Genomic DNA, 25,231 nt, shown 5'->3' on the forward strand with positions numbered 1-25,231 from the left:
GCCGCGGTGGCGGTGCGCGCAGCAGCCTAGGGGGTCAGCTGACCTTGCGCGTGCGGGCGATGACCTCGCTCACCGTGAGCTCGACGCCCTCGTGGCTCCAGCTCTTGTGGCTGCAGACGCGGCAGGAGATGAAGTCGACCGGGGTCCCGTCGGTGAGGTGCATCGACAGGCTGGTGACCCGGGCGGAGCCGCAGGCGGTGCAGCCGACCGTGATCCGAGCCTCGCGCTGGGTCAGGGAGCCGAGCGGGAGGGAGGGGCGAGCGGCGGTGCGAGCCATGTCAGGAGCCTTCCGAGGCGAGCGGGGGGCCGCCGGGTGGTGGCGACCTGAGTGCTTTCGGCCAAACGGATGACGACCTTTAGCGGACGGCGTGTCGCGACATATCGGACACCCCCTCCCCCGCCCGTGATCATGCACGCCAGAGCAGGGCGAGGCGCTGGTGAGGTGGAGTCGGGTGCGGTGAGGTGGCGTCAGGTGCGGTCGGAGTCACGCAGTACGCGCAGGTGACCGCGCCGGCCGACCTCGACGGTGCGGGCCTCGCTCACCGGCGCGGGGGCGGGGCGCGCCGCCTCGCGCACGGCGTCGGCGAGTGCGAGCAGGTCGTCGTCGCTCGGGCCGGGCGCGTCGAGGTCCGGCGCCAGGCGCATGACCTCCCAGCCGCGCGGGGCGGTGAGCCGCTCGGCGTGCTCCGCGCACAGGTCGTAGCAGTGCGGCTCGGCGTAGGTGGCGAGCGGTCCGAGCACGGCGGTGGAGTCGGCGTACACGTAGGTGAGCGTCGCGACGGCGGGCCGGCCGCAGGCGGTGCGCGTGCAGCGACGCAGGGACTTCACGATCGCTCACGCTACCGTCCGGCGGCTCGCGCTCTGCGGATTGACCGGGCGGCTGCCGGGTGTGTCGGGCCGACCTAGACTGGCGTGGTGCTGCGCAGGCCCCGCTCCGACGGCCCGGTGCCTTCGCGTCCGCGCGTGCGGCGGCGAGACCGCCACGGCCGCGGGCTGCGCGGGCCCCTCGCGCCCGCTGACCTGCCGGCGCACCGCACGCGCCGCGAGCAGTTCGACGACCTCGTGCTCGACGCAGCCGAACGCCTCGAGGAGCGCTGGTCGCGCGAGCTCGACGGCGTCGAGTTCGCCGTCGAGGACGTCCCGCCGAGCGACCCGGCGCCCTGGGAGCACGGCGAGGTGCCGCTGGGGCGGTTCTTCCCCGCGCAGGGAGCGCTGTCGCACCGCATCGTGGTGTACCGGCGTCCGGTGGAGACCCGGGCCTCCGACCGCGCGGCGCTCGCCCCGCTGGTGCACGAGGTCGTGGTCGAGCAGGTGGCGCACCTGCTGGGTCTGGAGCCGGAGCAGGTCGACCCGCGGCTGGGCGACGACTGACGGCGGGCTCGGCCGGCGTCCCGGCCGGCAGGCCGACCCTGCACTTGTCGAGGGATCCGTCCACTTGTCGAGGGATCCGTCCACTTGTCGAGGGGTGCAACCCTCGGCAAGCGGAGTGTCGCCCACATAACGTGATCAACGGGCGGGGGCGGCGGGGGCCCGGGGGTCAGCGGTCGGCGGGCGCGAGGTCGGTGGGCACGCGGGTGAGCGCCACCTGGCGCAGCGGGCCGGTGGTGACCAGCGGGCCGGCTGCGTCGTCGTACTGGGTGAACCGCGCCGCGACGACCTCGCCGCTGCCCTGCTTCGGGCGCACCCACACCGAACCGGAGACCTGCACGGCCTGAGTGGTGCCGGCGGCCACGTCGACCTCGCGCGTGGTGGCGGTGCCGTCGGCGGCGACAGTGACGACGTCGACATGGGCGTCCTGGCGCGGCGCGGTGAGCACGATGTCGGTGCGACCGCCCGAGACGTCGGCGCGGGCGACGCCGGCGAGCGAGGTGACCGGGCCACTCGTGGCCGACCAGGCGAACTCACCGATGCCCCCGGCCCGCCGCTCGACCCAGGCGCCGGCCACCACGGGGACGTCGGAGACGACCTTCAGGCCGTAGTCGCCCTTCGGCAGGGAGTCCAGCGAGACGTCGCGCGTCGTGCCCGCGGGCACGCGCACCACCCCGCCGTCGGGCAGGTCGGTGGCGCCGCTGCGCCCCAGAGCGCTCACCTGCACGACGGCCTCGGCGTCCCCCGGCACGGCGAGCCGCAGCACCGCGCGACCATCGACGCGCACGCCGGGCACGAGCGCCTGCCGGGCGGGCGGCATCGCGGCGACGACGTCGTCGATCCCGCGTGGGGTCGTGCCGTCGAGGTAGGTGTCGGAGAGCACTGCGGTCACCGACCCGCCCGTGCTGCGCACGTGCACCACTGGGGAGGTCGCCTTGGCGGCGAGCGCGTCGAGCAAGAGGACGACGCGCGAGTGCGGCGGCACGGCGACGGTGCTACCGGGTGTGCGAGCGACGGCGCCCTGGGTGGACAGCACGTCGACGGTGACGTCGGCCGAGGCGTCGTGCGGGTTCGCGAGCACCAGCCGTCCCCGGCGGCCGACGTCGGTGCCGCCCCCGACGAGCCACTGGTCGTCGGACGCCGCGAGGCACGTCGCCGAGGCCGCGCCCCGCTCGTCACCGCGGCGGGTCACGGTGAGCTGCTCGGCCACCAGGCCCGGTGCGGCGGCCTCCACGGCGGTGACGGGCACCGACGCCGCGGCGGAGGTCGACGCCTGGGCCAGCAGCGCGGCGGTGCCGGAGCGGTCGACCGCGACCGCGTCGGCGCCGCGGCCGATCACGACACGACCACCCGCGCCACCGACGCCTGCCGGCCGCACCGTGTCGGGTGGGGCGGCTGCTGCGACCTGCGCGGGCGAGGGCGGGGTGGCGGGGTGGTCGGCGTCCGCACCACGGACCCCCACGGTCTCTGGGCCTGGGCAGACGAGCGCGGTCGACTCCAGCGGCACCGCGGTCGGCTGGTGGTGGACGGCGGCCCGCGCCAGCTGCTTCGGCGGCTCGACGAGCACGTAGCCGGCCAGCCCCACGGCGAGTACGGGCACCGACACCTTGGCGACGACCTCGGCCAGCCGGGCCGCGCGGCGCGCGCTCATCGCAGCTCTCCGCTCGGACGACGCACCGGAAGCGCCAGCAGCGCCACGAGGGCGAGCAAGCCCAGCTGGCCCCACCGCCACCAGACCAGGGTCGGGTCGACGGTGCGCACCACCAGGTGCCCACCCTGAGCGGGCAGCGCGTAGGCCTGGCGCCAGGAGCCGGCGTCCGAGAGGGTGACCGGCCGCAACCGCTGCCCGTCGAGCGTGGCCCGGCGCAGCGGCGAGGGCGTCTCGGCCAGCACGAGCAGCCGACCGCTCGGCCCGGCGGCGATGGCGGTGTCGACGCTGGCGTGCGGCCCGCTCACGGGGACGGCCGCCAGCACCCGGGCGTCGGCGCGCTCGATGCGAGCGCGAGCCGCCTGCGCGGCCGGGCCGGAGCCCACGCGCCACAGCTGCCCTTCGGGCGCGCTGCCGATGCGCGACAACCCGGCCGTGGCGTCCAGCCGGTCACCCAGGGCGGCGGGCACGGGCCGTCGGACGAGCACGAAGCGCACCGCGAGCCGGTGCAGGTCGGTGACGACCGCGTCGGCGGACGCCGCGTCGCCGGGGTCGGTGAGGGCCTCGACCGCCGAGCGCACGGGGGCATCGACCGACGCGGGGGTGGCGCCGGTGACGTCGCGCACGGCCGGCCCCGGCTCGCCGCCGTCGAGCCGGTAGGTGAGCTGGCCGTCGACGGCGGCCAGCACGAGCGTGCGCGAGGCGGTGGGGCCGGTGGCGGCGTCGGCCGCGACAGCGGGCAGCCCGACGGCGGCGCTGTGATGGATCGGGTGGACGCCGACCCAGGCGCCGACGGCCGCGGCGGCCACCGGCGAGAGGACGGCGAGCGCCGCGACGGGCGCGAGCAGCAGCTGGCGCCAGCCGAAGCCGTGCCGCGCCAGCCGCGTCTGCAGGCCGTCGGCTGCCACCAGGGGGGCCGCGACGAGCGCGAGCAGCCCGAGCAGGGCGCCCGTGCCGGCCCAGCCGACGAGCGCGTCGGACTGCTGGCGGTCGAGCACCGTGGCCGGGGCCAGCACGGCCAGGCCGAGACCAGCCACGGCCAGCCACCCGAGGGCCGTGACGACCCGGCCGCGTCGACCACCGCGCACCAGGGCGAGCGCGGCCAGGAGCACCAGGGGTGCGAGCCAGAGCGCTGCGACCCAGTGCGGCTGGTGGGCGGGCAGGGCGACGAGCGTGGTCCAGGCACCGGGCAGGTGCAGGCCGGCGGGCAGGGCGAGCGCGGGGGTGGGGTCGGCCACCGCACCGGCGCCGCCGAGCAGCAGCCGGGGGTCCGCCGCGAGGTCGGCGACCCACGGGCCGAGCAGCGCGACGGGCAGCACCGCCAGCGTCAGCGCCCGCCAGCGGGCGGCGCCGCGGCACAGCGTGCCCAGCAGGGCGACGACCACGACGGCGGCTCCGAGCGCTGGCACCGTGGCGCCCAGCGCGGCCGCACCGAGCACTGCGGCGAACGTGGCGGTGAGTGCGCCGGCGGCACCTCGCGTGAGGGCGCGGGCGGTGGCGGCGGCGGTGAGCGGCAGCAGCACGGCGGCCAGCACCGGCCCGAGGCGTCCGGCGCCGACGGCCGAGAACAGCACCGGTGCGCTGCCCCACGCGAACGCTGCCCAGGCGCGGGCCCACCGCGACGACGTCGCCAGACCGGCTGCGAGATAGGCGGCCCAGCCGGCGAGCAGCGGGCCGAGCAGCAGCAGCAGGGTGATCGCGAGGCCCGGGGCCGCCGTCCCGGCCACCGGGTGCAGCACCCACGTGCCGAGCGCGCGCAGCAGCACGGCGGGCGAGGCCAGGGCGGTGGTGCCGAGGCCCGCGCCGCGCAACGGGTCGAGCCCGGCGTGCCAGAGCGCCCCGGCGTCGGCCAGGCCGCCGCGCAGCTCACCGCCGACGAGGGCACCTGAGGCGAACAGCGTGCCCAGCACGTGGCGCCAGGCCACGCCCGTCATCACCGCGAGCGCCACGGTCACCAGGGTCAGCGGGTGGCGCAGCAGCCGCTTGCCCAGTCCCGCCGGAGCAGCGACGACCGGCTCGGCCTCCTCGGCGACGGGCCCGCTCTCGACGACGGTCTCGCCGGCGTCCGCGGGCTCGTGCTCGCTGTCGCGCGCCGCCCAGCCGCCGAGCACGTCGACCGTGTGGCGCACCGCCGCGAAGCGCGGGGTGAGCAGACCCGACAGGCTGCGCGCCGCCACCACCCGGCGTCCGCGCGCGCGCCAGCGTGACCCGAGCCAGCGCCAGGGCAGCAGGAGCGTCACCGCGAGCGCGTGCAGCTCCTCGCCCGCTCGGCGCGGTGACTTGGCGGCCAGCAGCAGCAGGGCTCGCCCGACACCGACCGCGACCAGGCGGGCGATCAGCCACGGCAGCGCGAGCCAGGTGCAGCGAGCCAGCGCCACGTGCTGCCCGTGCTGCCGGTCGACCCGCTGGACGGCCGCAGGGACGGCGTCGACGGCGCGCAACCCACCGGTGGCCGCCTGGGCGTCAGCCACGACCGCACGGGGGGCGAGCAGCACCCGGTGGCCGGCGAGGTGAGCGCGCCAGCACAGGTCGATGTCGTCGCGGAGCAGCTTGAGCGCGGGGTCGAAGCCGCCGAGATCGTCCCAGACGTCATGGCGCACGAGCATGCCCGCCGACGACACGGCGAGGACGTCGGAGCGGTGGTCGTGCTGGCCCTGGTCGCGCTCGACGCCGTCGAGGAAGGTGCTGCGGCGGCCGGCGCGGCTCACGGTGAGGCCGGCCTCGAGCAGCCGGTGGGGGTCGTCCCAGGCGACGATCTTGGGGCCGACGACGCCGGCCGAGGACGACGTCGTCGCGGTGTCGAGCAGCAGCTCGAGGGCCCGGGGGTCAGGAGCGCAGTCGTCGTGCAGCACCCACAGCCACCGGGTGACCTCACCACCGGCGGTGTCGGCGCCTGCCGCGACGAGGGTCGAGGCGTGCTCCAGGCCGCGACGCACGGCTGCACCGAAACCGCAGTCGCGCGGCGCCGTGACGACGTGGTCGTCCCCGAGGGCCTCGCGCACGAGCGACGGTGAGGCGTCGGTGGAGCCGGTGTCGACGGCGACGACGACGTCGGGCCGCCGGGTCTGTCGGCTCAGCGCCTCCAGCGCGCGCGGGAGCCAGGGCTCGCCGTCGTGGCAGACGATGACGGCGACGACGTGCTGGCGTGCGGGGGCACCCCGACGCCGCACAGCGGTGGGTGCGGCGTCCGGTGGTGCCGGCGAGGTGAGGGCGATCAGCCCGCCTGCTTCTTGAGTCGGCGCCGCTCACGCTCCGACAGGCCGCCCCAGATGCCGAACCGCTCGTCGTGCGCGAGGGCGTACTCGAGGCACTCGGCGCGCACCTCGCACGACACGCAGACCTTCTTGGCCTCGCGGGTGGAGCCGCCCTTCTCGGGGAAGAACGCCTCCGGGTCCGTCTGTGCGCACAGGGCGCGCTCCTGCCACGACAGCTCGTCATCCTGCTCCGTCAGCAGCAGGATGGCGGATGACTGCTGGTCACCCAGTGCCACGACCGGTGCGGGGGCGACGGACCCCTCCCGGCGCAGGAACGCGTCGAAGCTCTCGCCCGCGGGCGGGTGGTCGATCCCGGGAAACTCTTCGGACAGGTGCTGCGCTGCAGCCTCGTGCTCTGTCACCGATGCGGCCTCGCTCACTGCGATCAGCTTGCTCACGGCCCCTCCTCGACCCTAGATGTCCGCCGTCCCCCTCCCCGGAGAGCGGCGCGACATGCTTGGAATTACACGCGTGTCATGCCCTCCTCGTCAAGCCGAACGGTGATATTTACCCGCGGGCTCGCGGATGCGTCCGAATGGGTGAACGATGCCCCGCTCCGACGAGCGCTCGCGCGACGACTGCCACCCGGCCGACTCGTGTCTCCTGCGCCCCCGTTCCGGTGAAATTGCGGCCTATTCAGAGCGGTGTGACATGTGAAATATTTCCGGCCGTCCGTCACCCGAGTCAAAGGTGCCCTCATGCGCAGACACTCGGCAGCCGGTCTCCTGGCAGCGCTCAGCATCAGTGCCGTAGCAGCGGCCTCGCTCAGCTCCCCCGCTGTCGCGGCAGAGCATCACCCGCCAGCCACGTCGGCGGCTGCAGCTCACCGCACCGCAGGCGACGAGGGCCCGCAGCCCCCGGTCGCTCCCCCAGCACATCGCCAGCAGGCGCTTCGCGCACAGGCCATGAAGCGGCTGAACGCCGGAACGCTGGCCCGGAGCGCCGACGGCAGCGGTCCGTACTCGGTGTAGTCGGCCCACCCGGTGATGGCCGTGGCCGCGGTCCTGCTGTCCTGAGCTGCAGGGAGGTCGATGGTGGTGACGACGTCGCCGTGCAGGCTGGCCAGCATCAACTGCACGGTGCCGGCGTCGGAGCCGTACGCAGTGATGGTGGCACCCAGGTCCCCGCCGAGGGACTCCACGAACCGGGTCACCGACGCCGGCTCGCTGGTGTCGGCGGGGTTGGTGGTGACGGTCCAGGACGGGTTGTCGGACTCGTCGGTGTAGTGCCGGACCGTGCGGCTATTGGTCTCCGCTGACGTCGCCTGGTCGGTGTGGGTGGTGTCGGCCTGGACGCGTCGACCGTGCGCGTCCAGCATGAAAGCGCGATGCGGTGTTGAGACGCGCCGTTCAGCCAGCGCGCTTCTTCAGTAGTGCGATTCCGACAAAGGTGGCCCCGATGCCAAGAACGATCAACGGAACCTCGTGGCCCAATGGGCCGCTGGCTTCGACATATTCCCCGTTGCGCTGTCGGTATACGTGCAACTGCTGACCCGCCCTATAGTCCGTGCGGGAATCGCTCGACGCGAGCACTCGAACCGTAGATCCGTCGGCTTCGGCCACAAGTTCGACCCCTCTCGGCAAGCGCTCGCACCGACTTGACCGTGACGTCGCGCTGCTCGAAAGAGTCCAATGAGGCAACTGTAGAGATGCCGGTGATGGCACCCAACGCCACGAAACACATACCAAGAAGGAACAGAGCCTTCCAGTGTCGCAGGAAAGCCATCTAGGGTTTCTTCGTCTTCTTCATAGTTGGATAGGTGCCTGGCTGACTTAGTGCCAAATCTTAGGAATACGCCAGGTGTGAGTGTATCCCGCACCTCCCCACAATCCGCCCCCGCTCCCGAGCGAGTATGAACCATGGCGATAGTGGTGCTGCGTGTGACGAGAGCGCGATTGCCACGCGTACTGGCCCTGCATCCCCCAGCCTCCGCCAAGGCACGACACGCTGATCCCCAAGGTCCTCGGGACCTGGGCCGCCGGCTCACCCGCCTCGACCAAGACCCAAAGCGCGACGCCGGAACTCCGGCGGCTTGGCTGCAGGCATCCCAGACTCCCTTCCGAGGCGATCATCGCCTCAGATCAGGTGTCCGGAGAAGCGCGTCAGGCTCCAGCCACTTCGAATGCCATCCGCGTTGACGGCAAGAGCTAACCTCACAGCCACCAGTACAGCAAGCCAGTAACGACCACGAGTGCGATCGCACCAAAAGCGGTGACCCATTTGTCGACTCGCTTATCCTCCTCCGACCAGTCTTCGCCGTAGTCCTCGCCAAACATGCTCGAAGGCTCCGGTCGAACCCACGCGATGAGGGCCGCGGTCAGAAAGAGCCCCACGGCACCAGTGGACAGCGTAAGGACTACCGAGTACCCCTTGATTACGGCGCCAGAGACCGCCCCAAGTCCTGCCAGCAAGACGGCAAATGTGGCCGTCGAGCGAGAACGCCCCCCCGGCCACTGTCTCCTAATCACGAAGACGACTGCGCAAGCGCCGGCCAGAAAGAATGCAGTCGCAGGTATCAGCTCCATGCCACTGTCCCTCTTATCCGGTCCGTCGTGCCGCAGGCTGAGATTGGGCACCCTGGTTCATCAGCCAGAGTGCCACGTACTTGTGGTGGTACCTGCTGTAGGAAGCACCGCCGCGTCGTGAAGCAGCCCGCCATCCCATGCCGATGAGCCCTCCGCGCCGACGGTGGAGTGCACGGAAGACACTCCCGGTCCTGAGCCTGGAGGGAACAAACGACTTGCGCAGTAGCCTCCCGCGGCCGCCCATTGCCACGTTCAGCGCAGTTGTAATGAGTTGTCGCCTGGCGGCCGAACGGTTGCCGGCAAGCCGGTATGCACCTGCTGCCATCAACCCCGTTGCGACGGAGACAGCCTGACACTGCGCCAGCGGGCACCAAGAGATGACACTGCTCGCAATAGAGAGCCCTCGCGCCGCGCTGGCGAACCGGCGCTTCCACTTCTTGCTGAGCCCCCAGTGGCCGTCGAGGTCAACCGCGTTGATGGGGTCTTGGGGGTAGGTGTAGGCGGTGGTGTTGCCGCCGGGTTCGGGGTCGGTGCTGGTGAAGGCGCCGACGGCCGGGTTGTACAGGCGGTCGCCCATCAACGTGAGGCCGGCGGTCTCAGCAGTGGTGGAGCGCTGCTTTGCGCCGAGCCACCCATACCCGACCTTGCCTGCCACAGCTGCCGACGTGGTGGCCGGACCGCAGGGGTTGCCGTACTCGCTGTAGTCGGCCCAGCCGGTCATCGACGTGGCCGGGTCGCTGGATGCCTGGGTGGTGGGGATGTCGATGGTGGTGACGACGTCACCGTGCAGGTTCGCCAGCGTGAGCTCGGCGGCCCCGTCGGAAGCGATGGTGGCGGCCAGGTCACCGCTCAACGACTCGCCGTACCGGGTGGTCGTCGTCGTGGTTGTCGTGCCGGCGGTGTCGGTGGCCACGGTCCAGGCCGGGTTGTCGCTGGCGTCGGCGTAGTGCCGTTCCAGCGTCGAGGTCGCCGTGCTGGTCCCCGAGGTGGTCGTGGTGGTTGCCACGGTCCGGCGCCCGCCGGCGTCCAAGGCCAGCGTCATGGTGGTGTCGCCTCGGGTGATGGTGTGGGCCGGGTCGTCTTCGTAATAGCCCCTTGGGGCATGAGTTCACGACGGCGGACTGGGCGGTGGCAGTGGACCGCATGCCGAGGCAACAGGGCGGGCTGACAGACTCGCGGCATGCGGATCACAGCCCTGGCCGGTGGCGTCGGCGGCGCCCGGTTCCTGCGCGGACTGCTCGCGCACCTCGAGACCAGCGACGACCCCGAGCGACGCACCGCCGAGGTGACGGTGATCGGCAACACCGGGGACGACATCACGCTGTTCGGCCTGCGGGTGTGCCCTGATCTCGACACCGTGATGTACACGCTCGGCGGTGGCATCAACGACGCCCAGGGCTGGGGGCGAGACGACGAGACGCACGTGGTGCAGGGCGAGCTCGCGGCGTACGGCGCGCAGCCGCAGTGGTTCGGCCTCGGCGACCGCGACTTCGCCACCCACATCGCCCGCACCCAGCTGCTGGGCCTCGGCCTGCCGCTGTCGGAGGTGACCGGCGTCCTGTGCGAGCGGTGGGGGCTGCCCGACCGGCGCGTGCGCCTGCTGCCGATGAGTGACGACTCGGTCGAGACGCACGTGGTGGTCGAGGACGACGAAGGCCGGCGCGCGATCCACTTCCAGGAGTGGTGGGTGCGCCACCAGGCGTCGCTACCCGCGCAACAGATCCTGTCGGTCGGGATGGAGCGGGCCACGGCCGCACCCGGCGTGCTGGACGCGATCCGCGACGCCGACGTCGTGCTGCTGCCACCGAGCAACCCGGTGGTGTCGATCGGCATCGTGCTCGGTGTGCCGGGCGTGCGGGACGCCGTCCGCGGCACACGGGCACCGGTGGTGGGGGTGTCACCACTGGTCGGTGGACGCCCGGTGCGCGGCCACGCCGACGCCTGCCTGGCCGCCATCGGCGTCGAGACGACGTCGCGCGCCGTGGCCGGGCTCTACGAGGACTTCCTCGACGGCTGGCTCGTCGACGCGGCTGACGAGCAGGAGCGCTGGCCGGCACGGCTCACCGTCCGCTCGCGCCCGCTGCTCATGACGGACGTCGAGGCCACCGCCGCGATCGCCGGCGCCGCCCTCGACCTGGCCGTGGAGCTGAAGGACCAGCGTGCCTGACGCCGAGCCCCAGGGCGTGGGAGTCGTGCCGCTCCAAGGCTTCCCGGAGGTCCAGCCCGGGGACTCGCTGGCCGACCTCATTCGCACGGCCCTGGTCGACAGCCACTATGTGCTCGAGCCGGGCGACGTGCTGGTCGTGTCGTCCAAGGTGGTCTCAAAGGCCCTCGCCCTGGTCGAGACGACGGCCCGTGACGACGTCGTCGCGCGCGAGTCCGTGCGCGTCGTGGCCACCCGGCGCACTCCTCGCGGCACGGCGAGCATCGTGGAGTCGGCCGCCGGACCCGTGATGGCGGCGGCCGGCGTCGACGCGTCCAACACCGCGCCCGGCACGGTGCTCACGCTCCCCCACGACGCCGACGAGGTCGCCCGGCAGCTGCGCCGCGACCTGCGCGCCCTCGGGCTGGCGCTGCACGCCGTCGTCATCAGCGACACCGCCGGCCGCGCCTGGCGCACCGGCCAGACGGACTTCGCGCTGGGTGCCGCCGGCCTGGTGGTGGTCGACGACCTGCGCGGCACCACCGACACGTTCGGGCAGCAGCTCGAGGTCACCGAGCGCGCGGTCGCCGACGAGATCGCGGCGGCGGCAGACCTGGTGAAGGGCAAGGCCTCCGACACGCCGGTCGCCCTCGTGCGCGGTCTGAGCGCCTTCGTCACCGAGGACGACGGCCCCGGCGCTCGCTCACTGGTACGGACGGCGAGTGACTGGTTCCGCCACGGCCACGTCGAGGCGGTGCGCCTCGCGCTCGGCGTCGCCGCCGACGCGGTGGAGGCCCCCTCAGTCACGCCAGAAGCGTTGGCCCACAAGGCGAACCGCGCACTGCAGGTCGCCCTGGTGGGTCACGACAGCGTCCAAGCGGACGTGACCGGACGCACCGATTGGGTGTCCATCTCGTTGCGCGGCAGCGACTTCGAGCTCGGGGCCGTCAGCGAACGGCTCCTCGCCGCCCTGTGGGCCGAGGACCTCGCTGGCCAGGTCGAGGGCGACCTCACCGCACCGGAAGGTGCGCTCGTGGTGCGGGTCGAGGCGCGCGCCTAGGACGGCGCGGGCCGGCCAGCTGCAGCAGCCGCTGCACGCGGTACCGGTGCGGCCGGTAGGGCTCGAGCAGCTCAGCCAGCCCGTCGTCGTCCACGGCCTCTCCGGTGAGGGCGAGCCCGATCTCGCGCGGCACGTGGAAGTCGCCGAAGCTCACGGCGTCGGCGTCGCCGTGGGCGCGCTGACGCACCTCGGCAGCCGTCCACACGCCGACCCCGGCGATCGAGGTCATCCGCCGCTCGGCTTCGGCCGGGTCGACGTCCAGCGTCTGCTCGAGGCGGCCGGCGCGTTGCGCGCACCGGACGGCGGTGCCCGACCGCGCGCCGTCGACGCCCGCCTGCAGCCACTCCCACGACGGGATGCGCGCCCACTGCGCGGCGCTGGGCGGGCAGCGCAGCCCAGACTCCCCTGCCGGCCCGGGCGCCACGGCGCCGAACCGCTGCACGAGCCGTCGGAAGCCACCGAACGCCTCGTGGCCGGTCACCTTCTGCTCGATCACCGCGGGCACGAGCGCGTCGATCACGAGCCCGGTGCGCGGCACCCGCCACCCTGGCCGGCGCCGCCGGCACTCGAGCAGCAGGGGGTGCTCGGGCGCGAACCCGCTGTCGTCGTCATCCGCCCCGAGCAGCGCGGGCGCCGAGTCGACCACCCAGTGCGCGCCCTCACCCCAGCCGCTCACGACCACCTCGTCGCCCGCCAGCTGCAGGTGCACGGTGGCTGGGCCGAGAGGCGTCACGCACGCCCGCCAGAAGCTGCCGTCAGCGGCCACCCGATGAGTCGGGTCACCAGTCCCGCGCACGAGCGTGCCGAGCGTGCCGACGAGGTCGACCGGCCGGCCGGGACGCCAGCGGCTCACGACGTCCGGCGCAGCGCTCACGCCCGCCATGGTCTCACCCACCCCCGACGGCCCGGCCCGTACGATGTCAGGGAACAGTGCGGGAACCGCGTGCACACGACCCTCGTTGGCCGTGTGCACGCGCACGAGACCCCGAGCCCCACGAGCGAAGGACCACCGGTGGCAGCGAAGAAGGCCGACGTCGACCGCAAGGCCAAGATCGCCGAGATGCAGCGACAGGCCAAGGCCGCCGAGCGACGTCGCACGCTCGCGGTGGTGGGGGCCGCCGTCGCGGTGGTCGTCGTGATCGCCGGGGCGGTCACCTTCGCCATCGTGCGCGACACCTCCCGGGTGCCGTCGGGCAGCCTGGCGAGCCTCGGCGTCCCGGCCGACCAGGCCGCCTGCGACCCCGTGACCAACGACGACGCGTCGGGCGGCGGGGCGCACGTCGGCCCCGGCACTGACAAGCCCGACGAGACCACGGTCAAGTACTCGACGGTGCCGCCGTCGTCCGGTCCGCACTTCGCCGCGCCCGAGTACCCCGCGCGCCAGTTCTACACCGCGGCCGACCGGCCGAAGATGGAGAACCTCGTGCACAACCTCGAGCACGGGTACACCGTCCTCTGGTACGACGGCACGGCCACGGCCGAGCAGATCTCGCAGCTCAAGGCGATCAGCCGTGAGGCCAACGACAGCGCCGAGGCACGCAACAAGTTCATCGTCAGCGCCTGGGACACCGCCTACGGCGACTTCCCCGCCGGCAAGCACTTCGCGCTGTCCCACTGGTCGGCCCAGCCCAGCGACCTGAAGAAGCAGACCGGCCACCGCCAGCTGTGCGGCAAGGTCTCGGGCGAGGTCGTCGCGTCCTTCATCAAGGCGCACCCGGAGAACGAGGCCCCCGAGCCCGGCGCCCAGTAGCCCCACCCCGTCGGCAAATTCCCAAGAACTTGCACGCCTGGGATCGCCCAGGCGTCGAAGTTCTTGGGAATTTGCCGGAGGGGCTCAGCGGGAGCACATGAGCCGACCGTCACCTGGTCATGAGGTGGTTGCTGCGGTCGTACAGCCACGCGGCCGCCGCGGCGACGACGTCCGAGGCGGTCACGATGAACCGCGAGAGCAAGACGACCGCGGTGGCTCCGGGCCGATCGAGCGGGCCGGTGAGCAGCAGCACCAGCACCACCTCCCGCAGCCCGATACCCGCCGGCAGCAGGACGGCCACCATGCCGAGCGAGGCCGCGAGCGCGTAGCCGAACACCGCCGGCAACAGCGCGTCGACGGCGTCGGCCCCCAGGTCGTGCACCAGCACCCACACGTGCAGCCCCAGGCACAGCCAGGTGGCGACGTACGCCGTCATGGTGACCGCGATGGCCCGGCCCGACAGCCGCTCCTCGAGCGGTGCGCGCTTGACCACCCGCAGCGCCCAGCCGACCAGCGCGTTGAGCACCCGCGGGTGAAGCACCACCGCTCCGACGGGCACCACCAGCAGGGCGAGCAGGTACCACCGCCCGCCGCCGGACGACAGCAGCGCCGGCAGCGCGAGCACGCCCACCCCCAGGCCGGCGAGCGCGCTCAGCCCCATCGACAGCAGCCCGACGACGGCCGTTCGCTTGCGCGGCACCCCGACGGTGCTGGCGACCTCGGTCTGCAGCACCACGGTCCACACCGTGCCCGGCAGGTACTTGCCCAGCTGGCCGATGAACAGCACGCCGGACGCCGCGCCCCACCCGAGCGGCGAGCCGAGGTCGGCGAGCAGCGCCCGCCAGCCGACGAGCGTGAGCACCAGGCCGAGCAGGGCCAGCGCGGACGCCGCCACGAGAGCGCCCACCGAGACGCGCGCCAGCTCGGCGCTCACCTGGTCCCACGACCGGGCGACGGCCCACACCACCGCAGCGACCACGAGCACCGCCAGGACGATGCGCGCCACCGAGATGACGCGTGATCGGGTCATGAGCCGCCGTCCAGCACCGCGTCGAGGTACTGCCGCCACGGCGTCTCGAGGTCGGGTGGGCGCACTCCGCGACGCAGTGCGTGCAGTCGCTCCGGCTCGGCGAGCGTGCGCAGCGCGTCGGCCAGCGCCGGCACGCTGCCCGGCTCGACGAGCAGGCCGTCGACGCCGTCGCGGACGTCGTGGGTGAACGTGCCGGTGCGCGTCGCCAGCACGGGCAGGCCGTGAGCGAAGGCGAGCAGGGCGTTCTGCGACGCCGTTGCGGCGCGGTACGGCAGCGCCAGCACGTCGTGCGCCGCCAGCAGCGGCGCGAGCGCGGGGGCGGGCACGTAGCCGGCGCGCACGTCGACCCGCCCCGCGAGCGCCGGGTCGGCCGCCAGCCGCCGGACCCGCTCGCCCGCCTCACCCCACATCTCCCCCGCCACCGTCACCTGCGGCCCCGGTACCTCACGCAGCGCCTCGAGCAGCAGGTCGACGCCCTTGTAGTCGCGCACGACCCCGAGGGCGAGCAGTCGCAGCGGGCCGTCGGGCGCCGTCCGGTCGACGGGCGCACCACCGGGCAGGTGCGGCGGCAGCGGGGCCTGCACGACGTCCCGCGCCCCCAGCTCGCAGGCCAACCGGGCCTGCTCGCTCGAGTGGACGACGACGCGGTCGGCCCGCGCGAGCAGTGCCCGCACGAGCCCGGCCGCCCCGGCGTGGGCCTCGTGCGGCAGCACGTTGTGGGCGATGACGACCACCGGCGTCGAGCGCCCGAGCGCGCGCAGCAGCGCCAGGTGCGCGGGCACCACTGCGGGTACGACGTGCACGATCACGACGAGGTCGACGCCGCGCAGCCGGCGACCGGCGCGCCACCACGACGCGGGCCGGGCCCACGACAGGTCGCGGCTCGTGCGAGCGAACGGCGCGACGTCCGGGATGCCTTGCGGCACAGCCTGTTCGCCCGGATACAGCAGCGACGGGTACAGGTGTGACCACGAGACGAGCTCGACGTCGTGACCGGCCGCGGCGAGGTGGTGGGCCAGCTCGGTGGTGTGGGCCGCGACGCCGCCCTTGAGCGGGTGGGTGGGGCCGACGACCGCCACCCGCACGTCAGACGCCGTCTCGGGAGCGGACGACGAGGTCCGACAGCAGCGCGAGCGAGCCGATCATCAGCCCCGTGACGAAGAGGAGCACGGTGCTGGCCGGGAAGTAGAACGGGTGACGCACCATGTCGACGACGCCCTTGACCACCCCGATGGCGACGAGCCACAGCGCGGGCGGCATGAGCACCTTGAGCGGGTCGAAGTACATCACCATGCGCAGCACCTGCAGGATGTAGCGGTAGGCGTCGCGCACGAAGTGGAACTTGCTCTGCCCGGCGCGCTTGGCGTAGGCGATGTCGACGTACTTCACGTCGTGCTGGTTGCTCAGGAAGGCCAGCGTGATCGTCGTGACGCAGCTGAACCCCGGCGGGAGCAAGCGCAGGTACGGGAGCGCCACCTCGCGCCGGAACGCCCGCAGCCCGGAGTTGAGGTCGGGGATGCGCTGGTTGGTGAGCCGCTCGGCCACCTTGCGGATCAGCCACTTCGCGGGCACGCGCAGGATCTTGTGCGTGCCCTCCTCGGTGGTGCGCGCACCGACGACCTGGTCGTACGACGGGTCGTCGTGCAGCAAGGTGACCAGCTCGGGGATGCGCTCGTTCGGGTAGGTCAGGTCGGCGTCGGTCCACACCACGATCTGCCCGCGCGCCATCTGCGTGCCGATGCGGCGAGCCGTGCCCGACCCGCCGTTGCGCCGGAACGGCACGACCTGCACGTGCGGGAACCTCGCTGCGGCCTCGTGCAGCACGGCGAGCGTGCCGTCGGTGCTGGCGTCGTCGATCGCCAGCACCTCGTAGCCGTAGGGGCTCGCGTCGAGAGCGGCGCAGATGCGTTCGACCTCCGCGAGCACGTGGTCCTGCTCGTTGTAGGCAGGGAGCACCACCGTGACGTACGGCGGGGGCTGGGTGGCCGAAAGCTCGGGGGCGGGGTGCGCGCTCATCGGCGTCGAGCGTACCGGTGAGCGCGCCGCGTCCCTCACGTCGCCGGCGCCAGCCACAGGTCGACGCCGAGCGCGGCCGCGCCGTCGGGACGCCGGGTGAGCAACCGCTGGTCCTCGATGGTGGCGAGGTGCACCACGTGGGTCGGCTCGGCCCCCACCCGCCGCACGGCGTCCGGTGACTCGGCGGCCACGAGCACGGGGCGGCGCCCGGTGCGGGCGATGGCCTGCGCGAGCGCGAGGACCGTGGCGCGGTCGGCGGGCGTGGCCGAGGTCGCGCGGACGACGACGGTGGGCACCGAGCACACGCCGCGCAGCACCTGGGTCCACTCGTTCGCGGCACGGCTGTCGAGCAGGATGGCCGAGTCGGCCGGCCCGAAGGCAGCGCACGCGCGCTGCACCGCGGCGACCTCGCCGCGCTCGGTGCGCTGGGTCGCCACGGGCGCCGTCGCCCACGCCGTCGGCGCGAGCACGAGCACGGCACCGGCCGCGGCCACGAGCCGGGAGGCTGGCCCAGGCCGACGTCGGCGGGTGAGCCGCGTCGCGGCCGCCACAGCGGCGACGGCGAGCAGCACGACCGCCGGCAGCACCACCGGAACGAGCCGACGGTCGGCCCACGGGTGGTCGGGCGTGATGCCGGGGCGGTAGAGGGTGAGCAGGGTGGAGCCGACGGCGACGACGGCCACGGGGGTCCACGCGGGCAGCGGGTCGCCGTCGCGCCAGGCCCGGCCCAGTCGCCACGCGGCGTAGCCGGCACCCGCCAGCGCCAGCACGAGCGCCGGCACGCCGACCCACCAGCCCACCCACTGCACGGAGTGCTCGGCGTAGGTGCGTCCGCCGTCGACCGCCAGACCCTGCCGAAGCTGCAGCCCAGCCACGACGCGCGCGCCGGGGTCGGCGGCGCTCTGCCGCACGGTCTGCCACCACGGCCGCGTGGCGAGGGCCAGCCCGGCCACGACCACGGCCAGGGAGAGCAGCAGCGGCAGCCGCGAGCGCAGCGCGTGGGGCAGCCGCACGCCTCGGCGGGCCAGCAGCACGGCGGACACCGACCCGAGCGCGAGCACGACGGCCCCGGCGGCGAGCGGCACGAGCGAGCCGGCGAGCGAGGCGAGGTAGGGCCGCGAGGTGAGCCCCGCGGAGGCGGCCGCGACCACCGTGGCCCCGAGCAGTCCGAGCAGCACCGGCCCCACGACGCGGCGCACTGCGGGGCCGCCCGCGACGGCCAACAGCGCCAGCGTGGGCAGCAGCAGCGAGCTCTCTCGCAGGGCGTCGACGCGCACCAGAGCGACCCCGCCGGCCAGCGCACCGGCCAGCACCGCGAGGCGCCGCGGCGGTTCGCCGCGCGAGCCGCAGACGGCCACGAGCAGCGCGCCGGCGGCGCACCCCGCCAGCAGCGCGAGCGGTTCGGAGTAGGTGGCGCGTCCCGCGTGCAGCACCGGTGCGGCGACGGCCAAGGTCGCCGTGGCCGGCACGGCCCACCACGGGCCGACGACGCGCACCGCGAGCCCCGCGAACGCCAGCACCGCGGCCCCGAGGACGACGGCGGGCACGAGCAGCAGGCCGGTCCAGCCGCCGAGCCACCACCCCACCGACAGCCACACCGTCGTCGCGAGCAGGAACTGCGGCACCACGTGGACGTCGGCGCCGCGCCCTTGCTCGTAGAAGCCGGGCGAGCCGACGGTCACGCCGGGCCGGCTCAGCAGCGCGGGGCCGCCGATATCGGCCGCGTGCACGTCGACGCGCACCTGGTGCGCGGTGGCGAGGTGCTGACCCGACAACGCGTAGGTGCCGGCGTCACGTCGCAGCACCACGTGCTCGGCGTGCGTGGCACCGGCCCAGACGCCCGCACCGACGGCCACGAGCACGAGCAGCAGCCCGGCGGCGCGGGGCACCGGCACGACCGGGACCCACCGGCTGACGACGACGGCGACCACGCCGGCCACCACCAGCACCACTGCGGCCGGCCAGGGCGCCCACCCGCCCAGCACCGCGAGGGGGACGGCGGCCGCGGCCACGAGCAGGGCCCACGCCGCCGCGGCGACGCCGCCGCGCGAGACCGCGGTCGACAGCAAGCTCAGCCGCGCTTGAGGGGCTGCCACCAGTCGCGGTGGGTGCGGTACCACTCGATGGTGTCGGCCAGCCCCTGCTCGAAGGGCACCTGCGGGGCGTACCCGAGCTCGTCGGCGATCTTGGTGATGTCGACGCTGTAGCGGCGGTCGTGGCCCTTGCGGTCGTCCACCGGCCGCACGCTGCTCCAGTCCTTGCCGGACGCCTTCACGAGCAGCTCGGTCAGCTCGCGGTTGGTGAGCTCGGTGCCACCACCGATGTTGTAGATCTCGCCGGGGCGGCCGCCGGCGCGCACCAGCTCGATGCCCCGGCAGTGGTCGTCGACGTGCAGCCAGTCGCGCACGTTCAGGCCGTCGCCGTAAAGCGGCACCTGCTCGCCGTCCATGAGGTTGGTGACGAACAGCGGGATAACCTTCTCGGGGTACTGGTAGGGCCCGTAGTTGTTGGAGCAGCGCGTGATGTTGACCGGCAGCCCGTGGGTGCGGTGGTAGGCGCGGGCCAGCAGGTCGCTGGAGGCCTTGCTCGCCGAGTAGGGCGAGTTGGGCAGCAGCGGCTCGTGCTCGGTCCACGAACCGGACTCGATCGAGCCGTACACCTCGTCGGTCGAGACGTGCACGAACTTCTCGACGCCGTGGCGCAGCGCGCCGTCGAGCAGCGTCTGGGTGCCCACCACGTTGGTCATCACGAAGTCGGTGGCACCGGCGATGGAGCGGTCGACGTGCGACTCGGCCGCGAAGTGCACGACCTGGTCGACCTCGGCCATGAGGTCGTCGACGAGTCCGGCGTCGCAGATGTCGCCCTGCACGAACCGCAGCCGCGGGGAGTCCTCGACCGGCGCGAGGTTGGCCCGGTTGCCGGCGTAGGTGAGCTTGTCGAGCACCACCACGTCCGCCTCGGCGAGGCCGGGGTAGTCCCCCTGCACCGCGCAGCGGACGTAGTGCGAGCCGATGAAGCCGGCCCCTCCGGTGACGAGGACCTTCACGGGTGCAACCTCCGGGTGGTGATCGTGACGTGGGACGGTAGGGTCAGGCGCCATGCGCGGAATCATCTTGGCAGGTGGCTCCGGGACGAGGCTGCACCCCGTGACCCTCGGCGTCAGCAAGCAGCTCGTCCCCGTCTACGACAAGCCGATGATCTACTACCCGCTCTCCATGCTCATCATGGCAGGCATCCGGGACGTGCTGGTCATCACGACACCGCACGACGCCGCGCAGTTCGAGCGGCTGCTGGGTGACGGCTCGCAGTTCGGCATCTCGATCACCTTCGCCACGCAGCCCAACCCCAACGGCCTCGCGCAGGCCTTCGTCATCGGCGCCGACTTCGTCGGCAGCGACAAGGTCGCGCTCGTGCTCGGTGACAACATCTTCTACGGCCCGGGGCTGGGCACCCAGCTGAGGCGCCACACCGACCTCACCGGCGGCCTGGTCTACGCCTACCGCGTGAGCGACCCGACGGCGTACGGCGTGGTCGAGTTCGACGCCGACGGCCGGGCCGTCTCGCTCGAGGAGAAGCCGACCGCGCCGCGCAGCGACTACGCCGTCCCGGGGCTCTACTTCTACGACAACGACGTGCTCGAGATCGCGGCGGGTCTCACGCCGTCCCCGCGTGGTGAGTACGAGATCACCGACGTCAACCGCACCTACCTCGAGCGCGGCACGCTGGCCGTCGAGGTGCTGCCTCGGGGCACGGCCTGGCTCGACACCGGGACCTTCGACACGCTCATGGCCGCCGGCGAGTACGTGCGCGTCATCGAAGCGCGGCAGGGCTTGAAGATCGGCTGCCCGGAGGAGGTCGCGTGGCGTGCGGGCTTCCTCACCGACGACGAGCTGCGTGAGCGCGGCGAGGCGCTGGCCAAGTCCGGGTACGGCGAGTACCTGCTAGCCCTCCTGGCCGCCCAGCACTGAAGGCGCGGCCACCTCGAACCGCTCCTGCCACGGGCCGATCGGCTCCACGCCGGCCGTGAGCAGTGCGTCGTGACCGAGCACCGAGTACGCCGGTCGCGGCGCCGGGCGGACGAACTGCTCGGACGTCGTCGGGCGCACCCGCTCGGGGTCGGCACCGGCGGCGCGGGCCACGGCCTGCGCGAGGTCGTGCCACGTGCCCTGCCCGCCGGACGTCGCGTGGTAGGTGCCGGCCGGCGCGTGCACGCGCACGAGGTCGAGGACGACGCGCGCGACGTCGACGGTCCACGTGGGCTGGCCGACCTGGTCGGCGACGACGTCGAGGACGTCCCGCTGCGACAGCGCGCCGGCGATCGTGCGCGGGAAGCACCGCCCTCCCGCGCCGTACAGCCACGCCGTGCGGACGACGAGCGCGTCCGCGCCGGACGCCTGCACGGCCCACTCCCCCGCCAGCTTGGTGCGACCGTAGGCCGAGCGCGGCGCGACGGGCGCGTCCTCGGCGTAGGGCTCGCTCGCCGTTCCGGCGAACACGTAGTCGGTCGACACGTGCACCAGCCGGGCGCCGTGGCGTGCGCTCGCGACGGCCAGGTGGTGGGCGCCGACGGCGTTGACGGCGAAGGCCGCCGCCTCCTCGGACTCGGCGTCGTCGACCGCCGTGTACGCCGCGCAGTTGACGACGACGTCGGCGCCGGCCACCGCCTCGTCGCAGGCCGCCGCGTCGCGGACGTCGAGCTCGGCGCTGCCCGCCACCGTGGGCGCCACCCCCGCGGCGCACAGGGCGGCCGCGACGTCCTGGCCGAGCATGCCGCGGCCCCCGACGAGCAGCCAGCGGCCGAGGGTGGAGGTGGCAGGGGGCTCCGGGTGCGTGTCGCTCATGCGGATAGTGTCGCAGCCATGCAGATCACCCCCCTGTCGATCGAGGGCGCGTGGAAGGTCGTCCCCCGCCAGCACACCGACGAGCGCGGGACGTTCTTGGAGTGGTTCGCGGGAGCGAGCTTCGTCGAGGCGACCGGGCAGTCGCTCGACCTCGCCCAGGCCAACATCTCGACGTCCGCCGCCGGCGTGGTGCGGGGCGTGCACTTCGCCGAGCTCCCACCCAGCCAGGCCAAGTACGTGACGTGCCCGGCCGGTGCGGTGCTCGACGTCGTGGTCGACCTGCGGGTGGGGTCGCCGACGTTCGGCCAGCACGAGGCCGTGGTGCTCGACGACGTCGACCGGGTGGCGCTGTACCTGAGCGAGGGCCTCGGCCACGCGTACATGGCGCTCACCGACGGCGCGGTCTTCGCCTACCTCTGCTCGGCGCCGTACGCGCCCGGCCGCGAGCACGGCGTCCACCCGATGTGCCCCGAGCTCGCCATCGACTGGCCGACGACCGACCGGCTCGGGCGCCCGGTGACACCCCAGCTGTCGCCGAAGGACCTCGCCGCGCCGACGCTGTCGCAAGCGCAGGCCGACGGTCTGCTGCCGTCGTACGAGCAGGCCCTGGCCTTTCGCGAGCAGCTCAAGGCCCGCCAGGGTGGGCGGTGATCGACGGGTGAGTCGCCTTGCCGACCTGCCCGCTGCGTTGGCGGCGAGCGACCCCACGCGCCCCCGGATCACGTACTACGACGACGCCGACGGGCTCACCCGCGGTGAGCGCATCGAGCTGTCGGGCCGGGTGGTCGCCAACTGGGTGGCCAAGGCCGCCAACCTGCTGGCCGACGAGCTCGACGTCGAGCGCGGGGACGTCGTCGTGCTCGACCTGCCCGCTCACTGGCGGGCGGTGTACTGGGCGCTGGCGGCGTGGCGCGTCGGTGCCGTGATCGCCCTGGAGCCCGACTCGCGGGCCGTTGTCGTGGTGACCGACCGCCCGCAGGACGTCGCGACCCCGGGAGCGCGCGTCGTGGCCGTCAGCCTCCCGGCCCTGGCGCGCAGCTGGGTGGGCGGCTCCCTGGACGGCGCGATCGACGAGGCGGCCGACCTGCTCAGCCAGCCCGACGTCTTCGAGCCCTTCGACGAGCCGGACGACGGCGACGACGCGTGGGTGGCAGGCGGTGAGCAGCTCACGGCCGCGGCACTCGACGAGCGCTGTGCGCGCCGAGCGGCCGACGCGGGGTGGGCGCACGGCGAGCGGGTCGCGCTCGTGCCGTCACCCGGCGCCCGCGTCGGGGCGGACGGCGGCGCGCTGCTCGTCGACGCGCTCGCGGTGTGGGCGCTGGACGGATCGGTCGTGCTCGTGCGCGACGGCGACCCCGACGCTCTCGCAGAGCGGTGGGCCGCCGAGCGGGTCACCAGCGCTTGCGCCCCAGGGGAAACGCCAGCTTCTCGACCGTGACCCAGGTGAGGGTCGCGACGGTGCCGGTGGCCGCGATGTGGCCCTTGCGCTGAGCCGCCTTGACCGCCGCAGCGGTCTGCGGACCGAAGGCGCCGTCCGCGGTGAGGTGCAACGCGTTCTGCAGCACCCTCACAGCAGTGCCGCGCGAGCCCTGCCGCAGCACCGTCGTGCGGTACGGCAGCAGCGGGTGGGCGACCCGCTCGGCGGCGTCCCAGGTGCGGCGGTCGACCGCGCCGGTCTGCGGCAGGTGACGCGACTTCTGGAACGAGCGCACCGTCGCCGCCGTCATCGGGCCGAACGCACCGTCGACGTGCGCCATGCCCAGCGCGCGCTGGAGCGCCTTCACCGCGGCACCCCGCGAGCCCTGCCGCAGCACCGTCGCCTTGTAGGGCGAGACGCTGGTGGTCGTGGCGAGGGTCTGGGCCGACGACGGCGTAGGTGCCGGCTTGGGCGCAGGCGTCGTCGGCGTGGGAGCGGGCGGCGTCGGCGGCTTCGGCGCGGTGGTGGTCGGCGTCGCGGCGGGCACGATCGGGCGGCCCAGCGGGTACGAGGCCTGCTCCACGGCGACCCAGGTGGCGACGTCCGTGACGCCGGTGGCGCTCAGGCGCGCGCGGGTCTGCGCGGCCTTCAGGGCAGCCGCGGTCTGGGGGCCGAAGGCGCCGTCGGCGGTGACGTGCAGCGCCCGCTGCAACGCGATGACGGCGCTGCCCCGCGAGCCCTGTCGCAGCACGGTGGTGCGGTAGGGCAGCAGCGGGTACGCGGCGCGCTCGAGGGCGGCCCAGGTGGGGGCGTCGACCACGCCGGTCGCGGCCAGGCGTTGGGCGCTCTGCAGCTGTCGAACGGCAGTGGCGGTCACCGAGGCGAAGACGCCGTCGGCCTGCAGACCCAGGGCGTGCTGCAGCGCGGACACCGCCGCGCCGCGCGACCCGGTGCGCAGCACGGTCGTCACGTACGGCGTCAGCGTCGTGGTGGTGGCTGCCGACGGCGCCGGTGCGGGAGGCGGGGTGGTCGGCGGCGTCGGCGGCGTCGGCGGCATCGGCGGGGTGGTCGGGGTGGTCGGAGTGGTCGGCGGCGGCGTCGGGGTGGTCGGGGTGGTCGGCGGGGTCGTCGGCGAAGGGGTCGGTGGCGTCGTCGCGGCCGGCACGAGCTCGTGCCAGGTCGGCTTGTCGAGCACGCCAGTGACCGGAACGTCGGCCGAGCGCTGCCAGCTGAGCAGCCTCGAGCGCGTGCCCGAGCCGAAGACGCCGTCAGCGGCCAGGCCGAGGCGCGCCTGGGCCACCTTGACGACCGAGCTGGTCTGCCCGGGCCAGATGAGCGCGTACGGCGACGACGGGGCGGCGGGGAGGCGCGTCGAGCAGGGCGCGGTGTGCCGCACCCCGGTGTACAGCGGTGCGGGCTGCCCGGCGAACACCCGGCAGGGGCCGCTGTCGTCGTTCGTCGTCGCGGTGCCGTCCCAGAACGACGTTCGGCCCATGGCGCCGTCCCAGGTGAACGACGTGTGGACGTGGTCGGTGTGCGAGCTCGCGCCCGAGTACGGCCGCCAGCCGTCGCTGATCCGGTAGGTGCTCCAGATGCGGCGGTTCCAGATGACGTACATGACGCCGAGGCGACGCGCGTTGCCGCCGACGACCCCGTGGGCGTCGCGGCCGGTGAGCCACTGGGTGAAGGCGTCGCCGGCCGCCTTCTCGGCGGGGTTGTTGATGCTCAGCATCCAGTCGAAGGCGCGACCCTCCTTGTGCTCGGACGTCGAGCCCAGGCCGCAGCCGCGCACGATGCCACCGGAGTGGCCCTGCCGGTACGTCGAGAGCACCATGCGCGCGAACGCCTCCACGCCCGGCTTGGCGGCCGGGTCGCAGCTGCGCTGCTCGTTGTAGCGCGGCACCACGTCCAGCGCGTTCGGCAGCGCTCGGACGGGGGTCGGCACCGGCGTCGCGGCGGTGGCGCCCTGCGCCACCATGGGCTGAACGGCCAGCGCCGCCGCCGAGGCGGTGAGCGCCACGCGCGCCGGCGCGCTCACGGACGAGCGGCGGAGCTGGCGGTGGCGGCCGGACATCGACGTTCCTCCTCGCACGACTGCGGCGCATGCCGTCCCGGCGCGTCGCTTGACAGCACTGCCGTCGGCAGTGACGGCCGTGACTTGAGTGGTCAGAGTGACATC

The 25,231-nt window shown here is 73.8% G+C and carries 23 protein-coding genes; 7 read left to right on the plus strand and 16 right to left on the minus strand.

The window, feature by feature from the left end:
- Positions 1-34: 34 nt before the first annotated feature.
- Positions 35-277: a hypothetical protein gene (locus ASD06_RS02510; RefSeq protein WP_056672520.1), complete on the minus strand. Its 243-nt coding sequence runs from the start codon at positions 275-277 to the stop codon at positions 35-37.
- A 191-nt stretch (positions 278-468) separates the two neighbouring features.
- Positions 469-828 carry a DUF3499 domain-containing protein gene (locus ASD06_RS02515; RefSeq protein ID WP_056672522.1) on the minus strand — a complete coding sequence of 120 codons (360 nt, stop codon included), beginning with the start codon at positions 826-828 and terminating at the stop codon, positions 469-471.
- An 84-nt stretch (positions 829-912) separates the two neighbouring features.
- Between ASD06_RS02515 and ASD06_RS02520 the strand changes: the two genes are divergently transcribed.
- On the plus strand, positions 913-1,371 hold the full coding sequence (locus ASD06_RS02520) for a metallopeptidase family protein (RefSeq protein WP_082537603.1): 459 nt from the start codon (positions 913-915) through the stop codon (positions 1,369-1,371).
- Between the two features lie 166 nt (positions 1,372-1,537).
- Here ASD06_RS02520 and ASD06_RS02525 read toward each other — a convergent pair whose 3' ends face one another.
- From ASD06_RS02525 to ASD06_RS02550, 6 genes are all read right to left on the minus strand, one after another.
- Positions 1,538-3,019 carry a DUF5719 family protein gene (locus ASD06_RS02525; RefSeq protein WP_056672524.1) on the minus strand — a complete coding sequence of 494 codons (1,482 nt, stop codon included), beginning with the start codon at positions 3,017-3,019 and terminating at the stop codon, positions 1,538-1,540.
- Positions 3,016-6,186, minus strand: coding sequence for a glycosyltransferase family 2 protein (locus tag ASD06_RS02530; protein ID WP_056672526.1), 3,171 nt, complete (start codon positions 6,184-6,186; stop codon positions 3,016-3,018). Before ASD06_RS02530 ends, ASD06_RS02525 begins: the two co-directional genes overlap by 4 nt.
- A gap of 44 nt (positions 6,187-6,230) precedes the next feature.
- Positions 6,231-6,500: a WhiB family transcriptional regulator gene (locus ASD06_RS02535; protein ID WP_235502197.1), complete on the minus strand. Its 270-nt coding sequence runs from the start codon at positions 6,498-6,500 to the stop codon at positions 6,231-6,233.
- A gap of 593 nt (positions 6,501-7,093) precedes the next feature.
- Positions 7,094-7,588 (minus strand): hypothetical protein, encoded by a 495-nt coding sequence (locus ASD06_RS02540; RefSeq protein WP_056672528.1) that lies wholly within the window; start codon positions 7,586-7,588, stop codon positions 7,094-7,096.
- An 835-nt stretch (positions 7,589-8,423) separates the two neighbouring features.
- A complete protein-coding gene (locus ASD06_RS18680; RefSeq protein ID WP_157371445.1) occupies positions 8,424-8,603 on the minus strand; it encodes a hypothetical protein in 180 nt (59 codons plus the stop codon).
- Between the two features lie 205 nt (positions 8,604-8,808).
- Positions 8,809-9,837 carry an RHS repeat-associated core domain-containing protein gene (locus ASD06_RS02550; protein WP_056672532.1) on the minus strand — a complete coding sequence of 343 codons (1,029 nt, stop codon included), beginning with the start codon at positions 9,835-9,837 and terminating at the stop codon, positions 8,809-8,811.
- 138 nt (positions 9,838-9,975) lie between these two features.
- On the opposite strand from ASD06_RS02550, the gene cofD reads away from it, so the two are divergent.
- Positions 9,976-10,962, plus strand: coding sequence for a 2-phospho-L-lactate transferase (gene cofD / locus ASD06_RS02555; protein ID WP_056672534.1), 987 nt, complete (start codon positions 9,976-9,978; stop codon positions 10,960-10,962).
- On the plus strand, positions 10,955-11,998 hold the full coding sequence (cofE, locus tag ASD06_RS02560) for a coenzyme F420-0:L-glutamate ligase (protein ID WP_200941807.1): 1,044 nt from the start codon (positions 10,955-10,957) through the stop codon (positions 11,996-11,998). Before cofD ends, cofE begins: the two co-directional genes overlap by 8 nt.
- On the opposite strand, the gene ASD06_RS02565 is transcribed toward cofE, so the two are convergent.
- A complete protein-coding gene (locus tag ASD06_RS02565) occupies positions 11,949-12,881 on the minus strand; it encodes a DNA-3-methyladenine glycosylase (RefSeq protein WP_056673049.1) in 933 nt (310 codons plus the stop codon). The two genes, cofE and ASD06_RS02565, sit on opposite strands and share 50 nt — an antisense overlap.
- 129 nt (positions 12,882-13,010) lie before the next feature.
- Between ASD06_RS02565 and ASD06_RS02570 the strand changes: the two genes are divergently transcribed.
- Positions 13,011-13,748 carry a DUF3105 domain-containing protein gene (locus ASD06_RS02570; RefSeq protein WP_200941809.1) on the plus strand — a complete coding sequence of 246 codons (738 nt, stop codon included), beginning with the start codon at positions 13,011-13,013 and terminating at the stop codon, positions 13,746-13,748.
- A 109-nt stretch (positions 13,749-13,857) separates the two neighbouring features.
- Here ASD06_RS02570 and ASD06_RS02575 read toward each other — a convergent pair whose 3' ends face one another.
- Genes ASD06_RS02575 through rfbB form a run of 5 tightly spaced genes read right to left on the minus strand, consistent with a single transcriptional unit; the run spans position 13,858 to position 19,840 of the window.
- Positions 13,858-14,778, minus strand: coding sequence for a lysylphosphatidylglycerol synthase domain-containing protein (locus ASD06_RS02575; RefSeq protein ID WP_056672536.1), 921 nt, complete (start codon positions 14,776-14,778; stop codon positions 13,858-13,860).
- Positions 14,775-15,863: a glycosyltransferase family 4 protein gene (locus ASD06_RS02580; RefSeq protein ID WP_056672539.1), complete on the minus strand. Its 1,089-nt coding sequence runs from the start codon at positions 15,861-15,863 to the stop codon at positions 14,775-14,777. The genes ASD06_RS02575 and ASD06_RS02580 overlap by 4 nt, the downstream gene beginning before the upstream one ends.
- A 1-nt stretch (position 15,864) precedes the next feature.
- The gene (locus ASD06_RS02585) at positions 15,865-16,794 is read right to left on the minus strand and encodes a glycosyltransferase family 2 protein (protein ID WP_056673055.1); all 930 of its coding nucleotides are present in this window, start codon (positions 16,792-16,794) and stop codon (positions 15,865-15,867) included.
- Positions 16,795-16,829: 35 nt separating this feature from the next.
- Positions 16,830-18,863: a hypothetical protein gene (locus ASD06_RS02590; RefSeq protein ID WP_157371446.1), complete on the minus strand. Its 2,034-nt coding sequence runs from the start codon at positions 18,861-18,863 to the stop codon at positions 16,830-16,832.
- Positions 18,864-18,865: 2 nt separating this feature from the next.
- Positions 18,866-19,840, minus strand: a complete 975-nt coding sequence (gene rfbB, locus ASD06_RS02595; protein ID WP_056672542.1) for a dTDP-glucose 4,6-dehydratase — start codon at positions 19,838-19,840, stop codon at positions 18,866-18,868.
- A 52-nt stretch (positions 19,841-19,892) separates the two neighbouring features.
- Between rfbB and rfbA the strand changes: the two genes are divergently transcribed.
- Positions 19,893-20,762, plus strand: a complete 870-nt coding sequence (gene rfbA / locus ASD06_RS02600) for a glucose-1-phosphate thymidylyltransferase RfbA (RefSeq protein ID WP_056672544.1) — start codon at positions 19,893-19,895, stop codon at positions 20,760-20,762.
- On the opposite strand, the gene rfbD is transcribed toward rfbA, so the two are convergent.
- Positions 20,736-21,635 (minus strand): dTDP-4-dehydrorhamnose reductase, encoded by a 900-nt coding sequence (gene rfbD / locus ASD06_RS02605; RefSeq protein ID WP_056672546.1) that lies wholly within the window; start codon positions 21,633-21,635, stop codon positions 20,736-20,738. The two genes, rfbA and rfbD, sit on opposite strands and share 27 nt — an antisense overlap.
- A gap of 18 nt (positions 21,636-21,653) precedes the next feature.
- Between rfbD and ASD06_RS02610 the strand changes: the two genes are divergently transcribed.
- Positions 21,654-22,286 carry a dTDP-4-dehydrorhamnose 3,5-epimerase family protein gene (locus ASD06_RS02610; RefSeq protein WP_056672548.1) on the plus strand — a complete coding sequence of 211 codons (633 nt, stop codon included), beginning with the start codon at positions 21,654-21,656 and terminating at the stop codon, positions 22,284-22,286.
- 7 nt (positions 22,287-22,293) lie between these two features.
- Complete coding sequence (locus ASD06_RS02615) at positions 22,294-23,073, plus strand: TIGR03089 family protein (protein ID WP_157371447.1); 780 nt, start codon at positions 22,294-22,296, stop codon at positions 23,071-23,073.
- Here the strand turns inward: ASD06_RS02615 and ASD06_RS02620 are convergent.
- Positions 23,027-25,126, minus strand: a complete 2,100-nt coding sequence (locus ASD06_RS02620) for a peptidoglycan-binding protein (protein WP_056672552.1) — start codon at positions 25,124-25,126, stop codon at positions 23,027-23,029. The two genes, ASD06_RS02615 and ASD06_RS02620, sit on opposite strands and share 47 nt — an antisense overlap.
- Positions 25,127-25,231 lie beyond the last annotated feature (105 nt).

Origin of the sequence: Angustibacter sp. Root456 (assembly GCF_001426435.1) — a bacterium.
Classification (GTDB): Bacteria; Actinomycetota; Actinomycetes; order Actinomycetales; family Angustibacteraceae; genus Angustibacter.